General features: G+C 49.5%; 16 protein-coding genes and 1 tRNA gene. 7 read left to right on the forward strand and 10 right to left on the reverse strand.

Annotation, left to right across the window (positions count from 1 at the left end; genetic code table 11):
* Positions 1-62: 62 nt before the first annotated feature.
* The 3 genes from cuyB to rng form a co-directional block, all read right to left on the reverse strand.
* On the reverse strand, positions 63-1,499 hold the full coding sequence (cuyB, locus tag DES29_RS08315; protein ID WP_021995674.1) for a cysteate racemase: 1,437 nt from the start codon (positions 1,497-1,499) through the stop codon (positions 63-65).
* Positions 1,500-1,590: 91 nt separating this feature from the next.
* Complete coding sequence (gene sbcB, locus DES29_RS08320) at positions 1,591-3,114, reverse strand: exodeoxyribonuclease I (protein WP_236578857.1); 1,524 nt, start codon at positions 3,112-3,114, stop codon at positions 1,591-1,593.
* A gap of 19 nt (positions 3,115-3,133) precedes the next feature.
* Positions 3,134-4,630, reverse strand: coding sequence for a ribonuclease G (gene rng / locus DES29_RS08325; RefSeq protein WP_021995672.1), 1,497 nt, complete (start codon positions 4,628-4,630; stop codon positions 3,134-3,136).
* Between the two features lie 50 nt (positions 4,631-4,680).
* On the opposite strand from rng, the gene DES29_RS08330 reads away from it, so the two are divergent.
* On the forward strand, positions 4,681-5,760 hold the full coding sequence (locus DES29_RS08330; protein ID WP_113854735.1) for a glycosyltransferase family 9 protein: 1,080 nt from the start codon (positions 4,681-4,683) through the stop codon (positions 5,758-5,760).
* On the opposite strand, the gene DES29_RS08335 is transcribed toward DES29_RS08330, so the two are convergent.
* On the reverse strand, positions 5,747-6,694 hold the full coding sequence (locus DES29_RS08335; protein WP_021995670.1) for a DMT family transporter: 948 nt from the start codon (positions 6,692-6,694) through the stop codon (positions 5,747-5,749). The genes DES29_RS08330 and DES29_RS08335 overlap by 14 nt on opposite strands.
* 9 nt (positions 6,695-6,703) lie before the next feature.
* Positions 6,704-8,461: a lipid A export permease/ATP-binding protein MsbA gene (gene msbA, locus DES29_RS08340; protein WP_021995669.1), complete on the reverse strand. Its 1,758-nt coding sequence runs from the start codon at positions 8,459-8,461 to the stop codon at positions 6,704-6,706.
* A gap of 95 nt (positions 8,462-8,556) precedes the next feature.
* Between msbA and DES29_RS08345 the strand changes: the two genes are divergently transcribed.
* From DES29_RS08345 to DES29_RS08355, 3 genes are read left to right on the forward strand one after another with little or no spacing between them, the layout of a single operon-like run.
* Positions 8,557-9,645 carry a glycosyltransferase family 4 protein gene (locus DES29_RS08345; RefSeq protein ID WP_021995668.1) on the forward strand — a complete coding sequence of 363 codons (1,089 nt, stop codon included), beginning with the start codon at positions 8,557-8,559 and terminating at the stop codon, positions 9,643-9,645.
* Between the two features lie 18 nt (positions 9,646-9,663).
* Entirely contained in the window at positions 9,664-10,614 is a 951-nt protein-coding gene (locus DES29_RS08350; protein ID WP_021995667.1) for a glycosyltransferase family 9 protein, read from the forward strand.
* Positions 10,611-11,405: a glycosyltransferase family 2 protein gene (locus DES29_RS08355; RefSeq protein WP_021995666.1), complete on the forward strand. Its 795-nt coding sequence runs from the start codon at positions 10,611-10,613 to the stop codon at positions 11,403-11,405. Before DES29_RS08350 ends, DES29_RS08355 begins: the two co-directional genes overlap by 4 nt.
* On the opposite strand, the gene recN is transcribed toward DES29_RS08355, so the two are convergent.
* From recN to DES29_RS08380, 5 genes are all read right to left on the reverse strand, one after another.
* Positions 11,377-13,044: a DNA repair protein RecN gene (gene recN / locus DES29_RS08360; protein ID WP_021995665.1), complete on the reverse strand. Its 1,668-nt coding sequence runs from the start codon at positions 13,042-13,044 to the stop codon at positions 11,377-11,379. The two genes, DES29_RS08355 and recN, sit on opposite strands and share 29 nt — an antisense overlap.
* Positions 13,045-13,058: 14 nt before the next feature.
* A complete protein-coding gene (locus DES29_RS08365) occupies positions 13,059-13,946 on the reverse strand; it encodes an NAD(+)/NADH kinase (protein ID WP_113854736.1) in 888 nt (295 codons plus the stop codon).
* Positions 13,947-13,963: 17 nt separating this feature from the next.
* Positions 13,964-14,746, reverse strand: a complete 783-nt coding sequence (locus DES29_RS08370; protein ID WP_021995662.1) for a glycosyltransferase family 2 protein — start codon at positions 14,744-14,746, stop codon at positions 13,964-13,966.
* Between the two features lie 97 nt (positions 14,747-14,843).
* The gene (locus tag DES29_RS08375) at positions 14,844-15,635 is read right to left on the reverse strand and encodes an enoyl-ACP reductase FabI (protein WP_005432376.1); all 792 of its coding nucleotides are present in this window, start codon (positions 15,633-15,635) and stop codon (positions 14,844-14,846) included.
* A 199-nt stretch (positions 15,636-15,834) separates the two neighbouring features.
* Positions 15,835-17,946 (reverse strand): LysM peptidoglycan-binding domain-containing protein, encoded by a 2,112-nt coding sequence (locus DES29_RS08380; protein WP_021995661.1) that lies wholly within the window; start codon positions 17,944-17,946, stop codon positions 15,835-15,837.
* Positions 17,947-18,103: 157 nt separating this feature from the next.
* On the opposite strand from DES29_RS08380, the gene DES29_RS08385 reads away from it, so the two are divergent.
* The 3 genes from DES29_RS08385 to DES29_RS08395 all read left to right on the forward strand — a co-directional run bounded on the left by DES29_RS08385 (position 18,104) and on the right by DES29_RS08395 (position 19,608).
* The gene (locus DES29_RS08385) at positions 18,104-18,982 is read left to right on the forward strand and encodes a class I SAM-dependent methyltransferase (RefSeq protein WP_021995660.1); all 879 of its coding nucleotides are present in this window, start codon (positions 18,104-18,106) and stop codon (positions 18,980-18,982) included.
* Positions 18,979-19,455: a ribonuclease HI gene (gene rnhA, locus DES29_RS08390; RefSeq protein ID WP_021995659.1), complete on the forward strand. Its 477-nt coding sequence runs from the start codon at positions 18,979-18,981 to the stop codon at positions 19,453-19,455. Before DES29_RS08385 ends, rnhA begins: the two co-directional genes overlap by 4 nt.
* 78 nt (positions 19,456-19,533) lie before the next feature.
* Positions 19,534-19,608 (forward strand) — tRNA-Val (locus DES29_RS08395).
* The last annotated feature ends 270 nt before the right edge of the window (positions 19,609-19,878 follow it).

Genomic DNA, 19,878 nt, shown 5'->3' on the forward strand with positions numbered 1-19,878 from the left:
CACCTATAAAAAAACAGCGGGACACCTCACATATCAAGAGATGCCCCGCCACAAATCATTAATCAGCGGATACCGGTAGCGGCATAGGCATCTTCAGCAGTCTTTACCACCTTCCGAGCAAGGGCTGCCGTTGGGTCGACGACAATGACTCGACTGCCGGCAACTTCAAAATCGTCGGATTCATCAAGAATCAACGGCAGTTCGGTGCAGCCCAGAATGAGACAGTTGCAGCCATGAGTCTTTACCAGATATTCAGCGGCTGAAATCAGATCCTCTCGGCAAATGCCGTTCGTGTAACCAGCTTTCGCTCCCTGAGGTCCGTAAATCGCTGCCATAACACGCTCCTGATGCATATCATCAGGCACAAACATCGGTAAGCCCATAGCTTTGGCTTTATCACCATAAATACCTGTCTGCACGGTTCCCGTTGTTGCCAGCAATCCAATTTTGGCGCGCGTGCCTAGTTTGTTTTGGATTTCATCCAAAGCCGCCTGCTGCATATTGATAAACGGAATCTTGATGAAGCGTTCAAGATATGGCAGGAATGCATGAGCGGTGTTGCAGGGCACAATCAATGTGCTGCAGCCATCAGCTTCCAGTCGCTGTGCGCAATGAAAAAGTGCAAGCGTCGGGTCTTCACCGCCATTCAAGAGACAAGCCGTGCGATCCGGAATCTGAGGATTCTGTTCGACAACCAGCTTGATGTGCTCCTGATCCGTCTTGGCAGGTGTTGCCTTCACAATTTTGTCGTAAAGGTCCACTGTTGCAGCCGGCCCTAATCCCCCAATCAGTCCAACCTTAAAGGGCTTAGGCCGACGAGCGGGAGTTGAAGCAACGGCCATTTCAGCCGCATCAGAAAGGAGATCTTCTACGGGCAGACCTTCAGCTCGAAGTTCTTCGACAAAACGAGCCATCTGCGAGCAATTAGGAATCAGCACCTCCGCGCCTTGTGCCATGAGTTCATGACCGGCCTTGACGAGGTAGGCTTTAAATGCCGGCGTCAAACCATTGCGGCGCAATCCCTCGCACGGATTTTGGATCTTGGCAAATTCTGCCTTCATCTCATCGTCGGGAGAAACCCATCTGACCGCTGTACCAAAATGCTCTGCGAAGAATTCCTGCGGCACAGCAGTCCCCAAACAAGCCATTGTCTGGATAGTGCCACTTTTCACTTTGTCATCCAATTTTGCCAGCAGCGAAACAATCGGCATTTCCAACTCTTTTCTCAACTCATCAAGAAAAGGTTCACTCTTAATGTCAGCCAGCACCGCGGCTTCACAGCCTTGACGCTGAAGATGTTCAAGCGCAATCAGAGCCGTAATCTTGCGGTCTGCGAGCGCTATACACGGTGTGGGAGCATCGAGCGGAAGCTCTACATTGCTTTCCACCACTTCGACCGGCAGGTCAAGTTTGGCGCCGACACCGATCAGACAAGACTTTATCTTCAAAGCCGGCAGCGGATTCAGCCCCGAAGTCAAACCAATTTTTTTTCTGCCCATCATTCTTCTCCTTTCGCGCAGCAGTACGACGAACCACGATTCGTCGTACTGCGCATGAACTCAATTGGTACGGAAACGACTTATTTCGTACTCAATCGCTCAGACGGTTCCCAAGTGTTTCACCCCAATCGTAAAGTGCTTCGAGCACTTGTTGATGTCTTTCATCATCATAGAGTCCGCTTGCTTGCGCTTCATCGATCTGATCAAAATAATCGGAAAGTTGAAGCATCCCGTCTCGTCCTGACATGACCCGATCTGCACAGAACTGCTTCCACCGTTCAGTCTCTTCGGCTGAGAGCATTTCAGGCCAGTTCCGTGCGCGGAAGCGGAAGAGCATTTCAGCGAACTTCTGGTCGTCAAAACGAAATTTTGGAGCTTCCGCAGCGAGACGCTCAGGCATCAAGCTGCGGATCTGAACAAATCGCGCTTTATCTCCACTGCTCGCAAATCCAGAATAAAGAGATCGATCAGGATCCACGCTTGGCGCTGCAGCATCGTTAGTGCGCCGTTCTGCAGCCAGTTCCGCAAAAATGGTCTGTACCGCCGGCGCCACAGTCTTAAGCTTTTGAAGATTAGCGGCAACAACGCCCAGATCAATGCCGTATTTCTGTGCCCGTTCCCGAGAGAGTACTTTGAGATTTGCACAAACAAACGGTGAAGCATTCGCCTTCAATCGCCGGATCGGCAGCCGCTCAATACTCTGCGCTCGCTCCTTTATCGAAGGAAAGAGCCGCTGCTTGATTTCTTCATAAGAGAGCGATTGCAATACAGTCGGATCAAAATAGAGATCCCACATCCAACAGTCGTGCTTCTCTTGAAAGAAGCAAGCTACGATCCCCGTACATCCCCGAGCGATACCAAACTTAGGCGTAACCCAGACCACAGGTTTCATATCCGATACTGCTGCTGCCACTTTGGCTGTCGTCCGATTTTCGAAAGCCCAACGCCATAGCTTAGGCTCCCTCTCCGCCAAAAGTTTCGCCAATCCAATTGTGGCTTCGACGTCAGAAAGCGCATCATGTGCATGACCATGTTCAATCCCGTTGGCCTTTGTCAAAAACTCCAGCTTGAAGCACACGCCTTTACGACCTTCGGCCTTCGGGTACTTTATTGGATCGATATCTTCCCAACGAGGCCACTTGATGGTGTCTCCGCGAAGCGCCCATGCAGCACAGACAACAGGAAATAGATCCCATCGGGAACATCCTTTTGCCCAACTATGAGTGTACGGGTCAAGAAAATTGCGCCAGAAGAGGAAGCGATTGACTTCGTCATCAAACCCCAATGTGTTGTAGCCAATGCTGACGGTTCCAGGAGTATTGAGCCGCTCCCAGATCAAATCTGCAAATTCACTTTCGCAAACGCCTTTTTCTGCACAGCATTGCGGCGTAATGCCGGTCAACAGACAGCTTTCAGGATTAGGCAACTGATCTTCCGTTGGGCGACAGTAGAAAATTTCACCGGTATCACCCGAAAAGGGCGAAAAATCAAGTCTTGTGCGTCGCCCGGCGAATTGCGCCGGTCTGTCCTTGCGCGGATCGACGCCAAAAGTTTCATAGTCATACCAATAAAAGGTTGGCTCAACAGATTGGGTGCCCATTGAAGATTGAGTCATGATGCTGTCCTTCTTATTTTTAAGCGATGATGACATCCCATTGCTCCTGCGTATAAACGGATTCCACCTCCAGCAGGATGGGGCGTTCGATCGCCTGCTGCAACAGCTCGAGCGCCTGTGATTCTTCTTCTAGCAGTAAGTCAATGACGGTTTGGCTTGCCAAAATACGAAATTCCTTCATTTCCTTATAGAGTTTCGCTAAGCGCGTAATTTCGCGCAGAATGTCATAACAAACCGTTCTCGCTGTCTTAATCTCTCCGCGACCTCCGCAAACAGGACAAGTTTCGCAGAGGGTATGCGCAAGAGATTCACGTGTGCGCTTCCTCGTCATTGCAACGAGACCGAGTTCATTGAAGCCGCTCACTGTCATCTTGGTGCGATCGAGTGAAACAGCTCGACGCAATTCGCTCAGCACCGCTTCGCGGTGTTCGTCTTTAGCCATGTCAATAAAGTCGACAATGATGATGCCGCCGAGATTGCGTAAACGAAGCTGACGAGCAATAACTTGAGCCGCCTCCAAGTTAGTTTTGAAAACGGTATCGCTGAAGTCTCGTTTCCCAACATAAGCGCCTGTATTGACATCGATCGTCGACATTGCTTCTGTCTGGTCGAACACAAGGTATCCGCCGCTCTTCAACTCAACTCGGCGCCCAAGTGCAAGTTCAATTTCTTCATCAATGTCATACTGTTCGAAAAGCGGTCGCTCACCCTCATAATGATGGAGTTTGTCAACCGCCGCCGGCACGAAATGCTTGGCAAACTCTAATAAGGCTTCATATTCAGCCTCATCATCAACCTCAATAACAGCTGTCCCTTCATGCACCATATCGCGCAGCGTTCTTTGAGCTAACGTCAAATCTTGGTACAGCAATGTCGGCTTCTTGACTTCCTGCGCCCGATGACGAATGCCATCCCACAACCGAGCCAGATAAGCCATGTCAGAAAGGAATTCCTGTTCTGTCGCCCCTTCTTCAGCGCACGTCCGAACGATATAGCCGCCCTTTTCATCCTTTTGCCGAACAGTCGTTGCTAGAGTCCTGAGTTCTTCCCGCAGAGCCGCGTCCTCAATACGCTGCGAAACTCCAATATGAGAATCGTTGGGGAGATAGACAAGCTTACGGCCAGCAAGTGAAATCGTTGTTGTCAGCCGTGCGCCTTTGGTACCGATCGGATCCTTAGCCACCTGAACCATCAAACGCTGTCCTTCATGCAGAAGAGACTCTATCGGCTTGAATGTGCCAGTGTCCGTTCTGGCTCCTTCAATCTCTGCAATGTGCAGAAATGCCGTACGCTCCAGACCAACATCCAGAAATGCACTTTGCATTCCCGGCAGAACGCGAACAACCTGTCCCCAGTAAACGTTTCCGACTAACCCGCGAGCGCAGGCACGTTCAATAAAGAGGTCCTGAAGAAGGCCGTCATCTAAAATAGCGACACGCGTTTCTTCTCTAGAAGTATTGATAAGTATCTGTTCCACAGGACGATGCTCAACTTGCCGTTTGAATAGTGTGCACATTGTAAAGGTCTAATCGTTAGGCAAGTTCTTGCCCCATTCATCTTACGTTCATGAAATTTCTCATCGTTTCCCTTCGCTATCTTGGTGACTGCCTCTTGGCTGCTGCTTTGGCACCAGCCCTAAAAGCCCGCTTCCCCGATGCCCAAATCGACATGCTCACCTTTAAGGACAACGCTCCCATTCTGGAAGGCATTCAGGATATTAGTCATGTAATAGGTGTTGAACATCACCCCAATAAGTTTGTACAAGCCTGCAGCCACCTTGCATCTTGGAACAAATACGACTGGGCATTAATTACTATGAATAGTACCTGCACAGTTCTATATGGTTACTTTGCAGCAAAGCATCAAGTGATGGTGCGTCCGTATCCATCTCTAGAGGAACTTTGGAAACGAATTCTGATTACAGATCAAATAGATTTTGTCGGCGGCCAAATCCTTGAACGCACACAACCTCTTCTCGGACCATTTTTCAAGGGAACAGCTCCTCAACTCTGTCCTATTCATCCTGATCGGGAATTATCGACCGACCTTCAAGCAAAGTTACATATGCTTGGGTCGTACGTCGTATGCCAATGTAATTCTCGATACCAAGACAAAAATTGGGGCATAGAAAAGTGGATCGAACTAGCACACCTGCTTATGACAGCCGGATATGGTATTTGTTTTACAGGAGGACCAGGAGATGTTGACTATCTCCTCAAAATTACTGAAGCGCTTCCTCCCCAAAAAACCTTCATTGCGGCGAGTCATGCCAGTTTTGGACAGACCTCGCGAATCATCATGGGGGCAGCCGCCTATATTGGCGTTGATACAGCAACCTCTCATATTGCTGCAGCTACGGGCATACCTTGTGTGTGTCTTTATGGCCCAACGCCTGTCGATGCATGGGGTCCAGCGCCTAAATGCGGCCAATCAACACCTTATTCCAATGATTTAGATATTCAAACAGTAGGCAACGTCACCATTGTGCGACGAGATAACACAGGTATCCCTTGCTCAGGCTGTACTCGACATCTCTGCGCTCACTACAACCCGCCTCAACTATCACGTTGCATGCAGAGTATTTCTGTAGAGAAAGTTTGGAACGCACTCTGCTGCCATACACCGATAGGCTCTACATTGCTTTAATCTCAGTGCGATGAAATACTCGCACTGAAGCAAAAACACCTGCCAAAAGAAGCACCATACCGGCACTCATTAATGTTGTAGGCAAAGCCTGTCGCATAATGTGTGCATAGACCACTGCAAAGATCGTTTCAAAAATAATCATTTGACCGCCCAATGCGGGAGTCAATCTGCGACTCATATCATTCCAAAAACAAATGGCAAGCCAAGAGCACACGATCCCCAAAAATAATACGCCGATAAAAAAATGTGTCGGCGTAGGTTCCCAGAGTGAAGTTGAGGACTCCGTCATGGCGGCATAAACTGCCAAACCGATGGCTGCTGTCGGCAGTGTTGCAGCACCTTGAGCTGCCGTCCAAAACATTGGAGAAATTTTCGGATGCGCAATTAACCAATTCGCATTGCTGATTGGGTACCAAGTCCAAACCAACAAACTTAAAAATGCATAGAACACACCCAGCCAGAATCCTGCCGGAGGTTCATTGGAATTTGCTAGGAAGTAACTGAACTCCGTCCAGTTGAGGCAAACCATACCGGCAGCCACCAAGCTGAGTGGGAAGACGAGACTACTCCAGGGTACTCCTGCCCCACACCGCCTTGCTGAAGAATTTGCCACAATGGCCACACTGATTGGAATTACCGCAGTAAAAGCACCCGCAATCGGCGCGCCAGCCAATTGAACTGCAGAAGCCAACAGCCAATAGAAAAAAAGATTTCCCACCACGCCTAAGGCAGTAGCGCTAATCCAATCTTTTTTAGAAACTTGAGTCAGATACTTTCCGTTAAAAACCAGAAGTACTGCCGAAAAAAGACCAAAAATCGTGTATCTGGCCAGCGCTATCAACATCGGGTCATATGTAGAGAGCCACAGCGGGATGATGTAGACAAGCCCCCACAGAGCACAAGCGATGATGCCGAAAATGATCCCGATGAACATGAAACAGACTCAGTTCTCTTTCGAAAACTGAAGAGTATAAAGATGGTTGTATAACCCGCCTTTGGCAAGCAACTCTTCATGCGTACCAATTTCGGCGATACCGCCATCCTTCATCACAATAATGCGGTCAGCATTGATGATGGTTGACAAGCGATGTGCAACAACAAATGATGTACGTCCCTTAAGGAGCGTATCCAGCGACTTCTGAATGTGCTTTTCACTTTCCGTGTCCAAAGCACTCGTTGCCTCATCCAAAAGTAAGATGGGTGCGTTCTTAAGAAATGCTCTGGCGATAGAAACACGCTGCCGCTGCCCACCAGACAAATGGTTGCCATTGGGTCCTGCTGGAGAGTCCAACCCTTCCGGCAGGGTTTTGATGAAATCAGTCAATGCTGCAGCCTCTGCTGCAGCTTCAATTTGCTCCCGAGTCACCTTGTCACGACAGCCATAAGCAATATTGTTGGCTATTGTGTCATCAAAAATTGTTACATCTTGACTGACAAGGCCTATTTGCTTACGCAAACTCTTGAGAGTGAGCTCACTCTGCGCGATGCCGTCGAAGTAGATCTCACCTTCAGTAGGAGCCCAGAAGCGAGGAATCAAATTGATGAGGGTCGATTTACCTGCTCCGGACGACCCAACTAATGCAATCATTTCCCCAGGCTTCACTGATAAAGTGAAATGGCTAATCGTTCTCTTATCCTGATCAGGATAAGCAAAACCCACGTCACAGAACTCTACTGCACCACTATAGTTTTCAAGCGTCCTTGAACCAGTATCTTTTTCTGGCAGTTCATCAATTACGCGGAAAAGACTTTCTGCCGCCGCGGTCATTGCGGCTGTCGTACCGTTGACACTAGAGAGTTTGCGGATCGGCGGTAATAAAAGAAGCATTGCAGCCAAAAACGTCGTGAACTCCCCAACCGTAAGCAATCCCATGTTAGCCTGCATCAAGGCGAACACGATAACGATCGATACTCCCGCCATTGAAGCGAATTGAGTGAGCGGTGTTCCTGCGGAGTAAACCTTCTGCGCTTTCAATGTAAGTGACCGCAGTCGTTCATTGACATCACGGAAACGAGCGATCTCGTAGTCATAACCATCATAGACTTTAACCACCCGCTCACCACTGTAGCTTTCCTGAATTGTGCCGATCAGCTCGCCAAATGTTTGCTGAGTCTGCATTGTCAAACGCTTGATATGTCGATTCACCCATTTGAGAATTAAGGCAATAACTGGACCAACGATGAAGGTAACTAATGTCAGTAACCAGTTATGCCAAAAAAGCACCCCAAGAAGGCAGACGATCTGAATGGAATCACGAATGATGATAGTGAGTACACCTGCTGCATTGGTCAGAGCTGTGGAAGCTTCATTGATGAACTTAGCCTGCACTTCTGCGCAACGATACTTCATAAAGAGATCATCTCCCCAATGAAGAATCCGCTCGAACATCAGTGTTCGTAGTTCAAGCATCACCCCCTGAGCAACTCGTACCAAAAGGAACTGACTAAGGTACTGAGTTCCGCCGTGAAGCACTGAAATTCCAAGTAAGGCAACAGGAGCAAGGTAAACAACCACCGCATCCTGTTGGTAGAAAGCCATGTCTGTCAGCTTGCCAAGCACCAAAGCAATCAAAGAAGACGCTCCACCGCCCGCAATCATGGCCAATGCAGCCCCTATGATGTACTTTTTATAGGGTGGAAGATATCGGAACAATCTGAGCAGTTGCGGATTGCCTAATATGGGAATGTACTTAAAGTTCACTTTCAATACGGCAGGATCAAGACCAATGCGCCATGATACTAGGAAAAGAGTTAATTAACAGCTATCTTTTAATTTTCCAACACTCATGATTTGAAATGTCCAGTCAAGCATCGTTTACGTCTCGTCATCAGACACCAGCAATCGGTATCGCATGCCACTCACTCAGACTTGATGGGGGTATGGGAAGGTATTCCCTTGCCTTAGTTAAAGGCCTTAATGAACTAAATATTGAACCAGTAGTTTTTACTAAGAAGATAGATGAGAACGCAACAACTAATTTAAGATTTAAATTGGAATTAATAAACTGTCGATGGCTGCCAACCAAACTTCGCGACTACTTCTATAATTACCGAGTAGAAAAAATATCTAAAAAATACAATTTAGATGGAATTATTTCATGCAACAGATATCCCAGAGCCAGTATTTGCATCTGTGGCGGAACGCATAAGGGGTATCTAAATGCCATAAAAAGAAGACCATCTTTTTTTGATAGGAAAATGATCAGTCTCGAAGAAACATTTTACCAAAGAGGTCAATTAATTGTTGCTCACTCCAACGGAATGGCTGATGAAGTTCACAATCTTTATAATATACCTACATCTAAAATAACTACGATTTACGCACCATTCGACACGTCAAAATTCAATAATTCACCCGTAAACCAATCGGATCGCTTAAATTTCTTCCATCTCAACGGGATTCCAGAAAAGAATACTGCATTTTTAATTCCATCAGCTGGCAACCATTATGTTAAAGGCTTAGATTTTCTCGTAAAATTTTTCAACCAAACTGACTTACCTATATCATTAATAGTAGCCGGGCGGCCAATAAAGGCTTCTAGAAACGTTTTCTATATAGGTTTTCGGCATGATATGGAAGTGATTTATAAATTTGTAGATTATCTCATTTTATCATCTCGATACGAAGCCTTCGGGATGGTTGCTATTGAGAGTATATTAAGTGGCACTCCCGTTATCCTATCAAAAAATATATTTTCCAATGAAATAATCCACCCTGAAGCCAAAATATTATTTGATGGATTGAACGAAAGATCTCTTGAAACAGCCATTACTGCAGCCATTCAGCATAAACACAAACTCAACAATCCATTGCAATATATTTTATCTCCGGACACCGAAGAAGAACATGTAATTAAAATTCTTCAAGCAGCTCACCTCTTTTAATTCTCGTCTAACATCTCGATGAATAATTTCTATATAACCTGTCGCATCCCTAATCATGTCGGCGATTGTTGCATGGCTTTGCCGGGGCTACGACTTCTCGAGGCAAGTGGCCTCACCCCTGTATTGACAGGCAAACGCTGGGCCGAAGATCTTCTAGCCGGCACAGGCTGGCGATTTGAACCTATTGAAGGTCATGTCACAGAAGACCTTGGTCGAATACGCAATATTGCACGTCGTTGGGGAGGACATCCCAAAGGGCTGCTCTTCCCCAACTCATTTAGTTCAGCTCTTCTTTATCGTATCGGGGGTATTCGCAGTGCGGGATTTCCCACAGATTTTCGCCGTATTCTGTTAGATAAGGTTGTACCCGAACCTAACACGGTGATGCATGAAGTTGAACGGTTCTTCAGACTTGCTCATGAAGCACTTGAAGCTTGGGATATTAAACCAGCCTGGGATAAGGTACCGCCAAGCCTTGGTCTCAAACCACTCAAACGTCATGAAGCTGGGGCTAGAAATTTGATAGCGCAGTGCGGCATTCCAGCCAACTATGCCCTTCTTGCACCAATCGCTCGAGGACTGCACCACGGGAAAGAGAAGCACTGGAAACACTTCAACGAGTTGTGTGGACCGCTTCGTGATATGGGTATTGAACCAGTCGTCTTTCCTGCCGCTCGAGAGATCGAATTGGCGAAAGTCGCCTGCCCAGACGCAAAAATTTGCCCTCCGACGTCACTCGGCACTATTGCTGCACTTGCAAAACATGCACGTGTAGTCGTTGCTAACGACTCCGGCATGAGCCATGTAGCTGCAGCGGTCGGCGCCAATCAGATTACATTGATTGGCGTTACGAACCCAGCTCGCACACGGCCGTGGAACCCTAGAGCTATTGTTCTGGGCAGCGAAAATGAATGGCCGACTGTGGATGAAGTTTTAGGCGCCATGAAGAAAATCGTGAATGCCTCATGAAAGCCAGCATCATTTTGTCTACTTACAATCGCCCTCAAGCATTGCTGACAGTGCTTGAAGCATTGAAGCTGCAGACAATTCAAGACTTTGAAGTTTGCATCGCTGATGACGGCAGCACGAAAGATACTCAACAAATCATTGAGAATTTCCAGCAAAATTCTGCCTTTCCAATACTGCATGCCTGGCAAGATGACCGAGGATTTCGTGCGGCATCTGCTCGCAACAATGCCGTCCGGATGAGTTCTGGTGATTACCTTTTATTTCTTGATGGGGACTGTATTCCCCGTCCGAACTGGATTCAGCAGCACCTGGCACTTTCAGAAAAACATGCATTTGTTGCGGGCAATCGAGTTTTGTTGGATGAAACGCTCAGTCATGCAATTGAAACACACAGAATCCCCTTTACAGATCTATTCGGTTTAAACGTTTTAAGACATAAAGAACACATCAATCGCCTTATACCGCTTCTTAAAATCCCATTGGGATCAATGCGCAAACTTAAACCAACATCATGGGCAAAAGTTCGAACTTGCAACTTAGGGGTTTGGCGGCAGGATTTTTTAGCTGTCAATGGATTTGATGAAGCCTATGAAGGTTGGGGATTTGAAGACTCTGACCTAGCGATCCGTTTGATCAATCTTGGGATGCAGCGCAAACTTGGTCTTTTCGCAACGACTGTTTTTCATCTGTATCACCGTGAAAATGATCGACATTTAGCAGGCATCAATCGTCAACGTCTCGAGCAACGGCTTCAAAATAAAATCACTCTTCCTGAGAAAGGTTTGCTTTAACCATTTCCTCGGCAAGTACTTTCGTTTTCTGCGTGATGAGGAGTCCTCCCAACATGCGAGCAATCTCTTCCACACGCTGGGTTGGATTGAGTTCTCTCAAATAGCTCACAGTCTCAATACCGTCAGAAACCTTCTCTACTTTGAGATGATGGTCGCCGCAAGCAGCTACTTGCGGCAAATGCGTCACGCAAAGTACTTGCCTCGTCTGCCCAAGCTGCTTCATCATTCGGCCAACCACTTCACCTGTAGCACCACCAACGCCGCTGTCGACTTCGTCAAAGATAAGCGTCGGGACGCTTGTATTACGGCTGGTTAATGTAAAAATCGCAAGACCAATGCGAGACAGCTCCCCGCCGGACGCCACCTTAGCCAAGGGACTAACATCGACGCCAGGGTGGCCTGCCATTAAGAATTCGCACTTTTCAACGCCGACTTCACTGCGCGGAATGGGGACAAGGTTTACTTCAAATCGTCCGCCCTTCATGGACAGCGTTTGCATTTCATTCGTAACCGCCTTGGCGAAACGTGCTGCCGCTTCTTGACGAACTTTTGTGAGCCTTTCCGCTGCTGCATCATAGATTGCTCTTGCCTTAGCTTCTTCAGCCCTCAAAGCATCAAGATTTTCGTCGTTCTGCAGCTCCTCCAAACGACGCTTATTTTCTGCCTCAAAGGCATAAAGCACTTCCGGTTCAGTGCGATACTTTCGTGCCATCGTAAAATATTTGGATACGCGTCGATCTACTTTCTCAAAACGATTGGAATCCGCTTCTGTCTTATCCAGAATCCGCTCAAGATCGTGAGCCGCATCATCGATCAGCTCAGCTGCCGTAGTCAGAGTTTCACTGACACCTTTGAGACGTTCGTCGTAATTAGACAAATCATCAACACGAGATTGCGCACGCGAAACCAAATCAGACGCCGAATCTTCACCTTGGGTAAGCCAATCAACAGACGCAGTGAGACCTTCAATAATAGAAACGCCGTGGGAAAGTCGAGTATGTTCTTCGTTAAGCGACTCCCACTCTCCCTTTTTAGGCGCCAACGTGGAGAGATCCTCAAGCAGCCAGGTGAGCTGCTCGATTTTGGCGGTACGAACTTCTGCACTAGAGCTCGCTTCTTCAAGGCGTTTGGCCTTGGCGTTCCAAGTCGCGAAAGCTTTTTTAACAGCCTCAAGCTGAGCTGTGTTTTCTGCATAAGCGTCAAGCAGCTTCAATTGATTCTGCGTCTTTAAAAGAAGCTGATGCGCATGTTGCCCTTGTATATCAACTAAAGTGTCGCCAAGCTCCTTCAGCTGCGAGAGCGTCACCGTAATGCCATTGATCCAGGCACGTGAGCGTCCGTTTTTATCGATGCTGCGGCGTACAAGCACTGTTGACGCACTGGAATCCTGCAAATCATTGATTTCAAGCCACCGAAGAGCCTCTTCTGAAGGCATGAATTCAGCAATGATATTGGCTCGTTCAGCGCCCTTACGCACCATATCAGCATCGGCTCGAGCTCCGCGAATCAATTGAATTGCATCAATCAAAATGGATTTGCCGGCACCGGTTTCACCGGTCAAAACCGTGAAGCCCGTAGAGAGATCAAGCGAAAGCTGATCAACGATGACGAAGTCTTTAAGGTTGAGCGTTGTAAGCATCGTAAGAGCTTCCTTCAGCCACTGATCTGCTCGCGGTGCTTCACACTAGTGGGTGAATAGTTCCACTTTAATTTTCGGCGAAGCAAGTCGTAATAGTCGTAACTGAGCGGATGAAGAATCTCCATCACACGTTCCGAGCGCTGAATGCGAAGCATGTCACCCGGTTCGACGTCACAGAATTCTTGCATGTCAAAATACGCCGTGGCATCACGAGCGTTTACGAGTTCAATTTCAATGCGCTTTGAGGACGGCAAAACGATGGGACGATTGGAAAGCGTATGCGGGGCAACCGGTACCAAAACAACGGCATCCATTGAAGGATGCAAAATGGGACCGCCGGCAGCGAGTGCATAGGCGGTTGACCCCGTGGCGGTCGAACAGACAACACCGTCTGCCGACTGAGCACTCATCTGCTTCCCGTCGACATAGATGATGAAGTCAACCATGCCTCCGGCACGGCCATGGCTAAAGCCAATATCGTTCACTGCAACATTGCGAAAGATTTCTTGCCCATTGCGAAACACCACGCCTTCGAGCAGGTGACGTTGGTCTGCTGAACATTCCCCTGCCAGCATGGCAGGCAGCACCCTGTCCATATCGTCAAGCACAACGTCGGTGATGAAGCCTAGACGACCGGCATTTACACCAATCAACGGACAATGGGAATCCGCAATCTGTCGAGCGACACCAAGCAATGTTCCATCACCACCCAATACCACGGCCACGTCGCTGCGACGTCCCAACTCAGGGCGAGGGAAGCCTCCATCAGGATTACCGAGAGCTTGAGCCGCGCGTTCCTCTAAAAGGACCTTGCATCCCGCACGACGAAGCACACTCACCAAATGTTCAAGGGGTTCACTGAGATTTTCAGTTGGTTTGACGAATACGCCGACGGTTTTCATAGCTGATATCCAGAGGCTCAAAGTTCACCAGAATAGTATTTCAGAAAATAGTATTTGACGTATTTATTCATTGTGTAGAAAGCGTGATTAATACTGAAGATGAAACCCGCACGACCGTCAAGCACACCGCCATTGATGAAATAGACCTTGAGAAAAGCCCATATCGGACGAAGCATGATGTCCTTCACGAATGAAACGTTCCGCCCCTCTTCAAGATACTTTTCTGCCGAAAGTTCGGTGTACGTATTGAACTTATTGAAATAAAGCTTCCAACTCCGGTAGGGGTAGTGCGTGAGACCTGTACCGCCGAGGCGTTTTTTCTCACAATTCACACGAATTTCTTCATGTACACGTCCGTATACCTTGACTGCCGTCTTAGGCACCATGCGGCAAACCCAATCGGGTCGAAGAATCCCATGTGTAGCATGAATATGCCGAAAAGCGTTGTGCCTCTGCACGAAGTATGCACATCTCGATCCGGACGCCGCTTCCTTCAGCTGTTTAGCCAGATCCGGGGTTACGCGCTCATCTGCATCAATCAAAAAAATCCATGGACCTGCAGCCTGCTCAATACCAAAATTTTTCTGCGCCGCCCAGTCCCCGTCGAGACTTCGAGAGAATACCTTCGCCCCAAGTCGTCGGGCCGTTTCCACTGTACCGTCGGAGCTGCCGTCGTCCACGACGATCCACTCGTCGGCGAAACTGCAGCTTTTAAGACACGCTTCAATGTTATGCACTTCATTGCGCGTCAGGAGCACAACAGAAATTCGCTGAGCGTTTTTCTCGTTATCTTCGGCCACGTTGTGCCCTCATACAATGTATTAAGTGTGTATTCAAAGAAAAAGCTCCGTGGCCTGATGTCGCCAGACGGAGCCCTGTCTTTAGTTTAAAGGCTGATTAGTCTTCTTCAACGTCAGCTACTGCCACGGCGTGGAAGCCCGCATCAACGTAGCAGATGTTGCCGGTAATGCCGCTCGCCAGATCAGAGAGCAGGAAAGCAGCAGTATTGCCCACTTCCTGAATGGTCACCGTACGGCCGAGCGGCGCATTCTTTTCCATCACACGCAAAAGCTTGCTAAAGCCCTTAATGCCGGATGCAGCGAGCGTCTTGATCGGACCGGCGGAAATGGCATTGGCGCGAATGCCTTCACGGCCGAGTGACTGAGCCAAATAGCGCGTTGACGCATCAAGCGCTGCCTTAGCCAACCCCATCGTGTTGTAGTTTGGAACGGCGCGCTCTCCGCCCAGATAAGTCAGCGTAAGGCAAGACGCATTGCGTCCCTTCATCATCGGCAGGAAGGCCTTGGCCAGAGCCGGGTAGGAATACGTTGAAATATCAAGCGCAGTGTGAAAAGCGTCGCGAGAGAAACCTTCAAGGAAATCGCCGGCAATCGACTCACGAGGAGCGTAGCCGATGGAATGAACGAATCCATCGAGCCCGCCCCACTTTTCCGTGAGCGTTTCAACAACGGCAGCAATCTGATCGTCTTTGGTCACGTCCATCGGAAGCACGATATCGCTGCCAAACTGCGCGGCAAATCCCTTCAGGCGTTCTGCGAAGCGTTCATCGGAATACGTAAAAGCCAGTTCAGCACCTTCACGATGACAAGCTTCGGCGATGCCGTAGGCGATGGAACGGTTGGAGATAACACCCGTGATCAGGAGCTTTTTGCCGGTCAGGAATCCCATGTTGGTCCTCTTTTAATAGGGATGGGAAAAACGCTGTCGTTATGATTGGCAGCGGGGTCTCCCCCATCAATATGAAATTGGAGTGCAGACGGCGTCAGCACTCGTAATGCTGCCCGCCATTTTAAGCGGGCAGTCTACCGCTCGGATAATTTCCCCTTAAATACGCACATCCAAACGGACGAACGGCCAGCAGAGTGAATTAAGGAATGCGCAGTGACTGCCCAATGTTCAGGCGACTTGTCGTAAGCCCGTTAAAACTCATCAGGTCAGCAATAGACACGTTGTGGGCCGCCGCAATGGAAGTGAGCGTATCTCCAGAACGAACGCGGTATCTGCGGGGTTCACTGGCACTTGCTACTTTGGAAGCTGATGCAGGAATCACCAGACGCTGACCAATTGAGAGTCTTGAACTTCTCAATCCATTGGCACTTCTCAGCTTTGCCACGGTTGTACCGTAGCGCTCAGCAATCGACGTAAGCGTATCTCCAGAGACCACGCTATGCACTGTGGTTCTGGGGCTCGCTGCCGTTGCCGGTGCGGGCGGTGCTTTAGGCGCATCGCTCTCCGGAATCTCTAACCGATCGCCCGCCTTCAGAGCATTGGAGGTAAGCCGATTTAAGCGCTTTAGCTTCACAACACTCACGCCGTACCGATTGGCAATCGAAGTAAGGGTGTCCCCTTGTTGAACGACATAAGTTGTCGTTTCTTCCTCGATAGGTTCACCCGACTTTGGAATGCGCAGTCGTTGTCCGGCTCTGATGGTATTGGAGCTCAATCGATTCGTCGTTTTAAGGGATGCCGTCGAAACGCCGTAGCGCTTGGCAATAGTCGCCAGCGAATCACCGCGCTTTACCGCATAAATAACGTGTCCAGAAGAGGATGGTGCCGAAGTTTTAGCCGCAGTACGAATCGGTTCACGCGCGACATTGGGCACCGTGAGCACCAAACGCTGCCCAGAATGCAGACGATCTGAGCGAAGTCGGTTGCCCTGTACGATTGATTTCACCGTAATGTGCCAACGGCGCGCAATGCTCGACAGTGTGTCGCCCGAACGCACACGATAGGTGACACGGCGCCAAGTCGTAAGCGGCGAAAGGCGAAGCTTCGCATCTGCTTCTTCCGCAGCGATGTCTGTCTGCTCATCTGCATCCGCGAGAACAAGCAGCGTGGAATTCGGAAGCACTTTGCGGCCGGCAGGGATACCATTCACTTCACGCAAGAACGATTCCGTCATGCCAGAGCGTTCAGCCACAGAAGCCAGTGTATCCCCTGCCTGCAGTCGATAGGTTGTCCACCGTGAAAGCGGCTGTCCAGAATCCATCCAGCTTGCGAGATTGTCGACGAAAAAGTCAAGACGATCCGCCGGCAGAAGCATCACATTGTTGTGCGATGCCACAATGACCGGAAGCTTAAAGCTCGGGTTGAGCTGCCGGAACTCCGCTTCAGACATGCCGGCCAATTCCGCCGCCGTTTTAAGGTCAATATCGCGAGGCTTTGTAATCCGTACGAAGAAGGGCTCGTTGCCAACGTCGGGCAGTTCAATGCCATAGCGGCCGGGATCCTTCACGATGCGCTTGATAGCCTCCAGTTTCGGAACGTAGTTGGCCGTCTCTCGGGGCATTTTCAAATGTGCGTAGTCTGTTGCCTTGTGGCTTCGTTTAGCACGCTCAACAGCTCGCCGAACACTTCCTTCACCCCAATTGTAGGCAGCGAGCGCCAACTGCCAGTCATTAAACATCCCGTGCAGATATTCAAAGTAGTCGAGTGCTGCACGAGTGCTTTCCAATACATCGTTTCGGTCATCGCGCCAGAGGTTTTGTTCAAGCGCATAATCCGCACCCGTTGCTGGCATGAACTGCCAAAGGCCGGACGCTTTTGCGCGAGAAAGAGCTTCCGGCTGGAAGGCGCTTTCTACAAAAGGCAAAAGTGCGAGCTCCATTGGCAGTCCGCGAGACTCCACCTCTTCGACGATGTTGTAGAGATATTGACTCGCACGCATCGCCATGCGCTGCACGTACTCCGGATCCTTGGCGTAATACGTCGTCCACCGATCCACCAAAGGGGAATTCAGTTCCGGAATACCAAAACCCCCGCGAATTCGATCCCAAACGCTGGCGGGCACTGCGGACTCACGCTCCAAAGCCGCTTCCGTTAACGCAGTCTCGACCACAGTCCCTCCAGCAGATGCATTCGTCTGGGCATCCTGAGGAACATCCTCCGCAAAGGAATAAGTCGGATGAACCGCCGCAGTTGCTATGAAAAGCGCGACAGACAATTGAGTAAGGGCAGATCGAAAAGACGACGGGTTCATGAGCGGAGAACTTCCGGAACAGTTAACAGGCGTAAGGCCTGCATAATCCGTTAATCTTAATGCTTGTAATGCCTCGGACTTCCGTCATCCGGGCATTTCTGCCTGCTTCAATCTTCTGCAGCGGGCAAGTTTCCGCAACGAGTTGTTAACTGCACCTATGTTCCAGCGCTTTTTTGGGCGCTCCGAGCGCCCTGACAAGGGCGCGGGAGCTCTGCCTGCACGTCTTACGTTTGACGGGTTCCTGGGCACATCGCCAGGCCGACTGCTCCTTGAATGGGAAGCTGAAGCCTACGATGAATTGACGGTTGATGTCTTCGGCAGCTGCGCGCTGCAGATCGGCATGCCCGAACTCAACACACTTGCCGAAAATCGTATGCAGTCGAAGTGGCTGATCGAACTGCAGAGTACGGTTTCCGTTTCCGCCGACGTCTTAAGCGGAGATCTCGGCTGCATCGTCGCTGCGCCGGAGCTCTTGCCTATCGCTGATGAATCGATGGATCTAGTGACGCTTCCGCACGTGCTGGAACTGTCCCCTAACCCTCAGCAGGCACTTCACGAAGCCGTTCGAGTGCTCGAGCCCGAAGGCCGGCTTATTCTTACCGCCTTCAACGGCGCAGGCTTTTGGTGGATGCGGCAGCAGACCGTCCGGCTCGGCGCCAAGCCCTATTTGCCTACCGACATGGCGCCGATTCCGCTTCGACGCCTCAAGGACTGGTTTGCGCTTCTCGGACTGGAAATTGACCGCGGACGCTTTGGACTTTATCGTCCAGGATTTCGCAGCGCACGCCGCCTTCATGCTTGGGAGTGGCTTGACAAAGCCGGTGACAGATGGCTGCCGCAATGCTCAAATATTCTTTTGCTCTCCGCTGTTAAGCGGCGTCCCGGAGCGAGAATCGTCAACTGCAGCGAATTTGCCAATATTCCAGCTAAAGTACCGACCTCAGGCGTGCCGGCCGCCGGCCGCGTCTCGTCAACTTTCTCCCCAACCTCCATCACACCGTCCGCACCAATTGCGGAAAACCATAAAGCACCATGACTCAAGCACCTACACCTACTGTTCTTGAAATTTGGACTGATGGAGCCTGCAAAAAAAATCCCGGTGTTGGGGGATGGGGAGCCTGGCTCGTCTGGGGTAAGTACACTCTGGAGCTCTATGGCGGCAGCGCGCTTACAACCAACAACCAAATGGAGCTGACGGCTGTCATTCGTGCACTCTCAGCGGTCAAACGGCCTTGTCCCATCATCATTCATCTTGACAGCAGCTACGTTAAAGACGGCATTACACGGTGGATTCACGGGTGGAAAAAGAACGGCTGGCGCACCGCTGACAAAAAGCCCGTCAAAAACGGCGAACTTTGGCAGGAACTTGATCGATTGGTCAGTCAGCATCAGATTGACTGGCATTGGGTAAAAGGGCACGCCGGCGATCCAGGCAACGAAAAAGCCGATGCGCTTGCTAACCTCGGCGTTGAGGCCGCTAGAGGCGAACGACCTGAAAAACTATCGTAAGATCGCGTAAAGGCGGTATCCGTTCGATGCATCACTTGCAAAGCATCGTTTTCTCAGTACAATTCTTTTTCTCTCAGCGCGCGGTTAGCTCAGGGGTAGAGCACTGCCTTCACACGGCAGGGGTCACTGGTTCAATCCCAGTACCGCGTACCAGATTCTTACAAAAGGCTTGAACTGCATAGTTCAAGCCTTTTGTTTTTTGAATTCAGCCAGTACGATCACCACGAAAAAACAAAGGACCTTCAAGCCACCTGAACTACGGGATGCCTGCTCACTAAAACAAGGGCAGTTCCGTCAATATCTTTATCAAGCCCGTGATCTTATTTGAAAAAATAGGCCACGGGCTTTCGTTTTTGTGTTAACATGCTCTATAATTATAATGTGCAGAGCATAAAGATGGAAAATTCTCCAAAAAGCGGCTTC

Origin of the sequence: Sutterella wadsworthensis (genome assembly GCF_003315195.1) — a bacterium.
Lineage (GTDB): Bacteria > Pseudomonadota > Gammaproteobacteria > Burkholderiales > Burkholderiaceae_F > Sutterella > Sutterella wadsworthensis.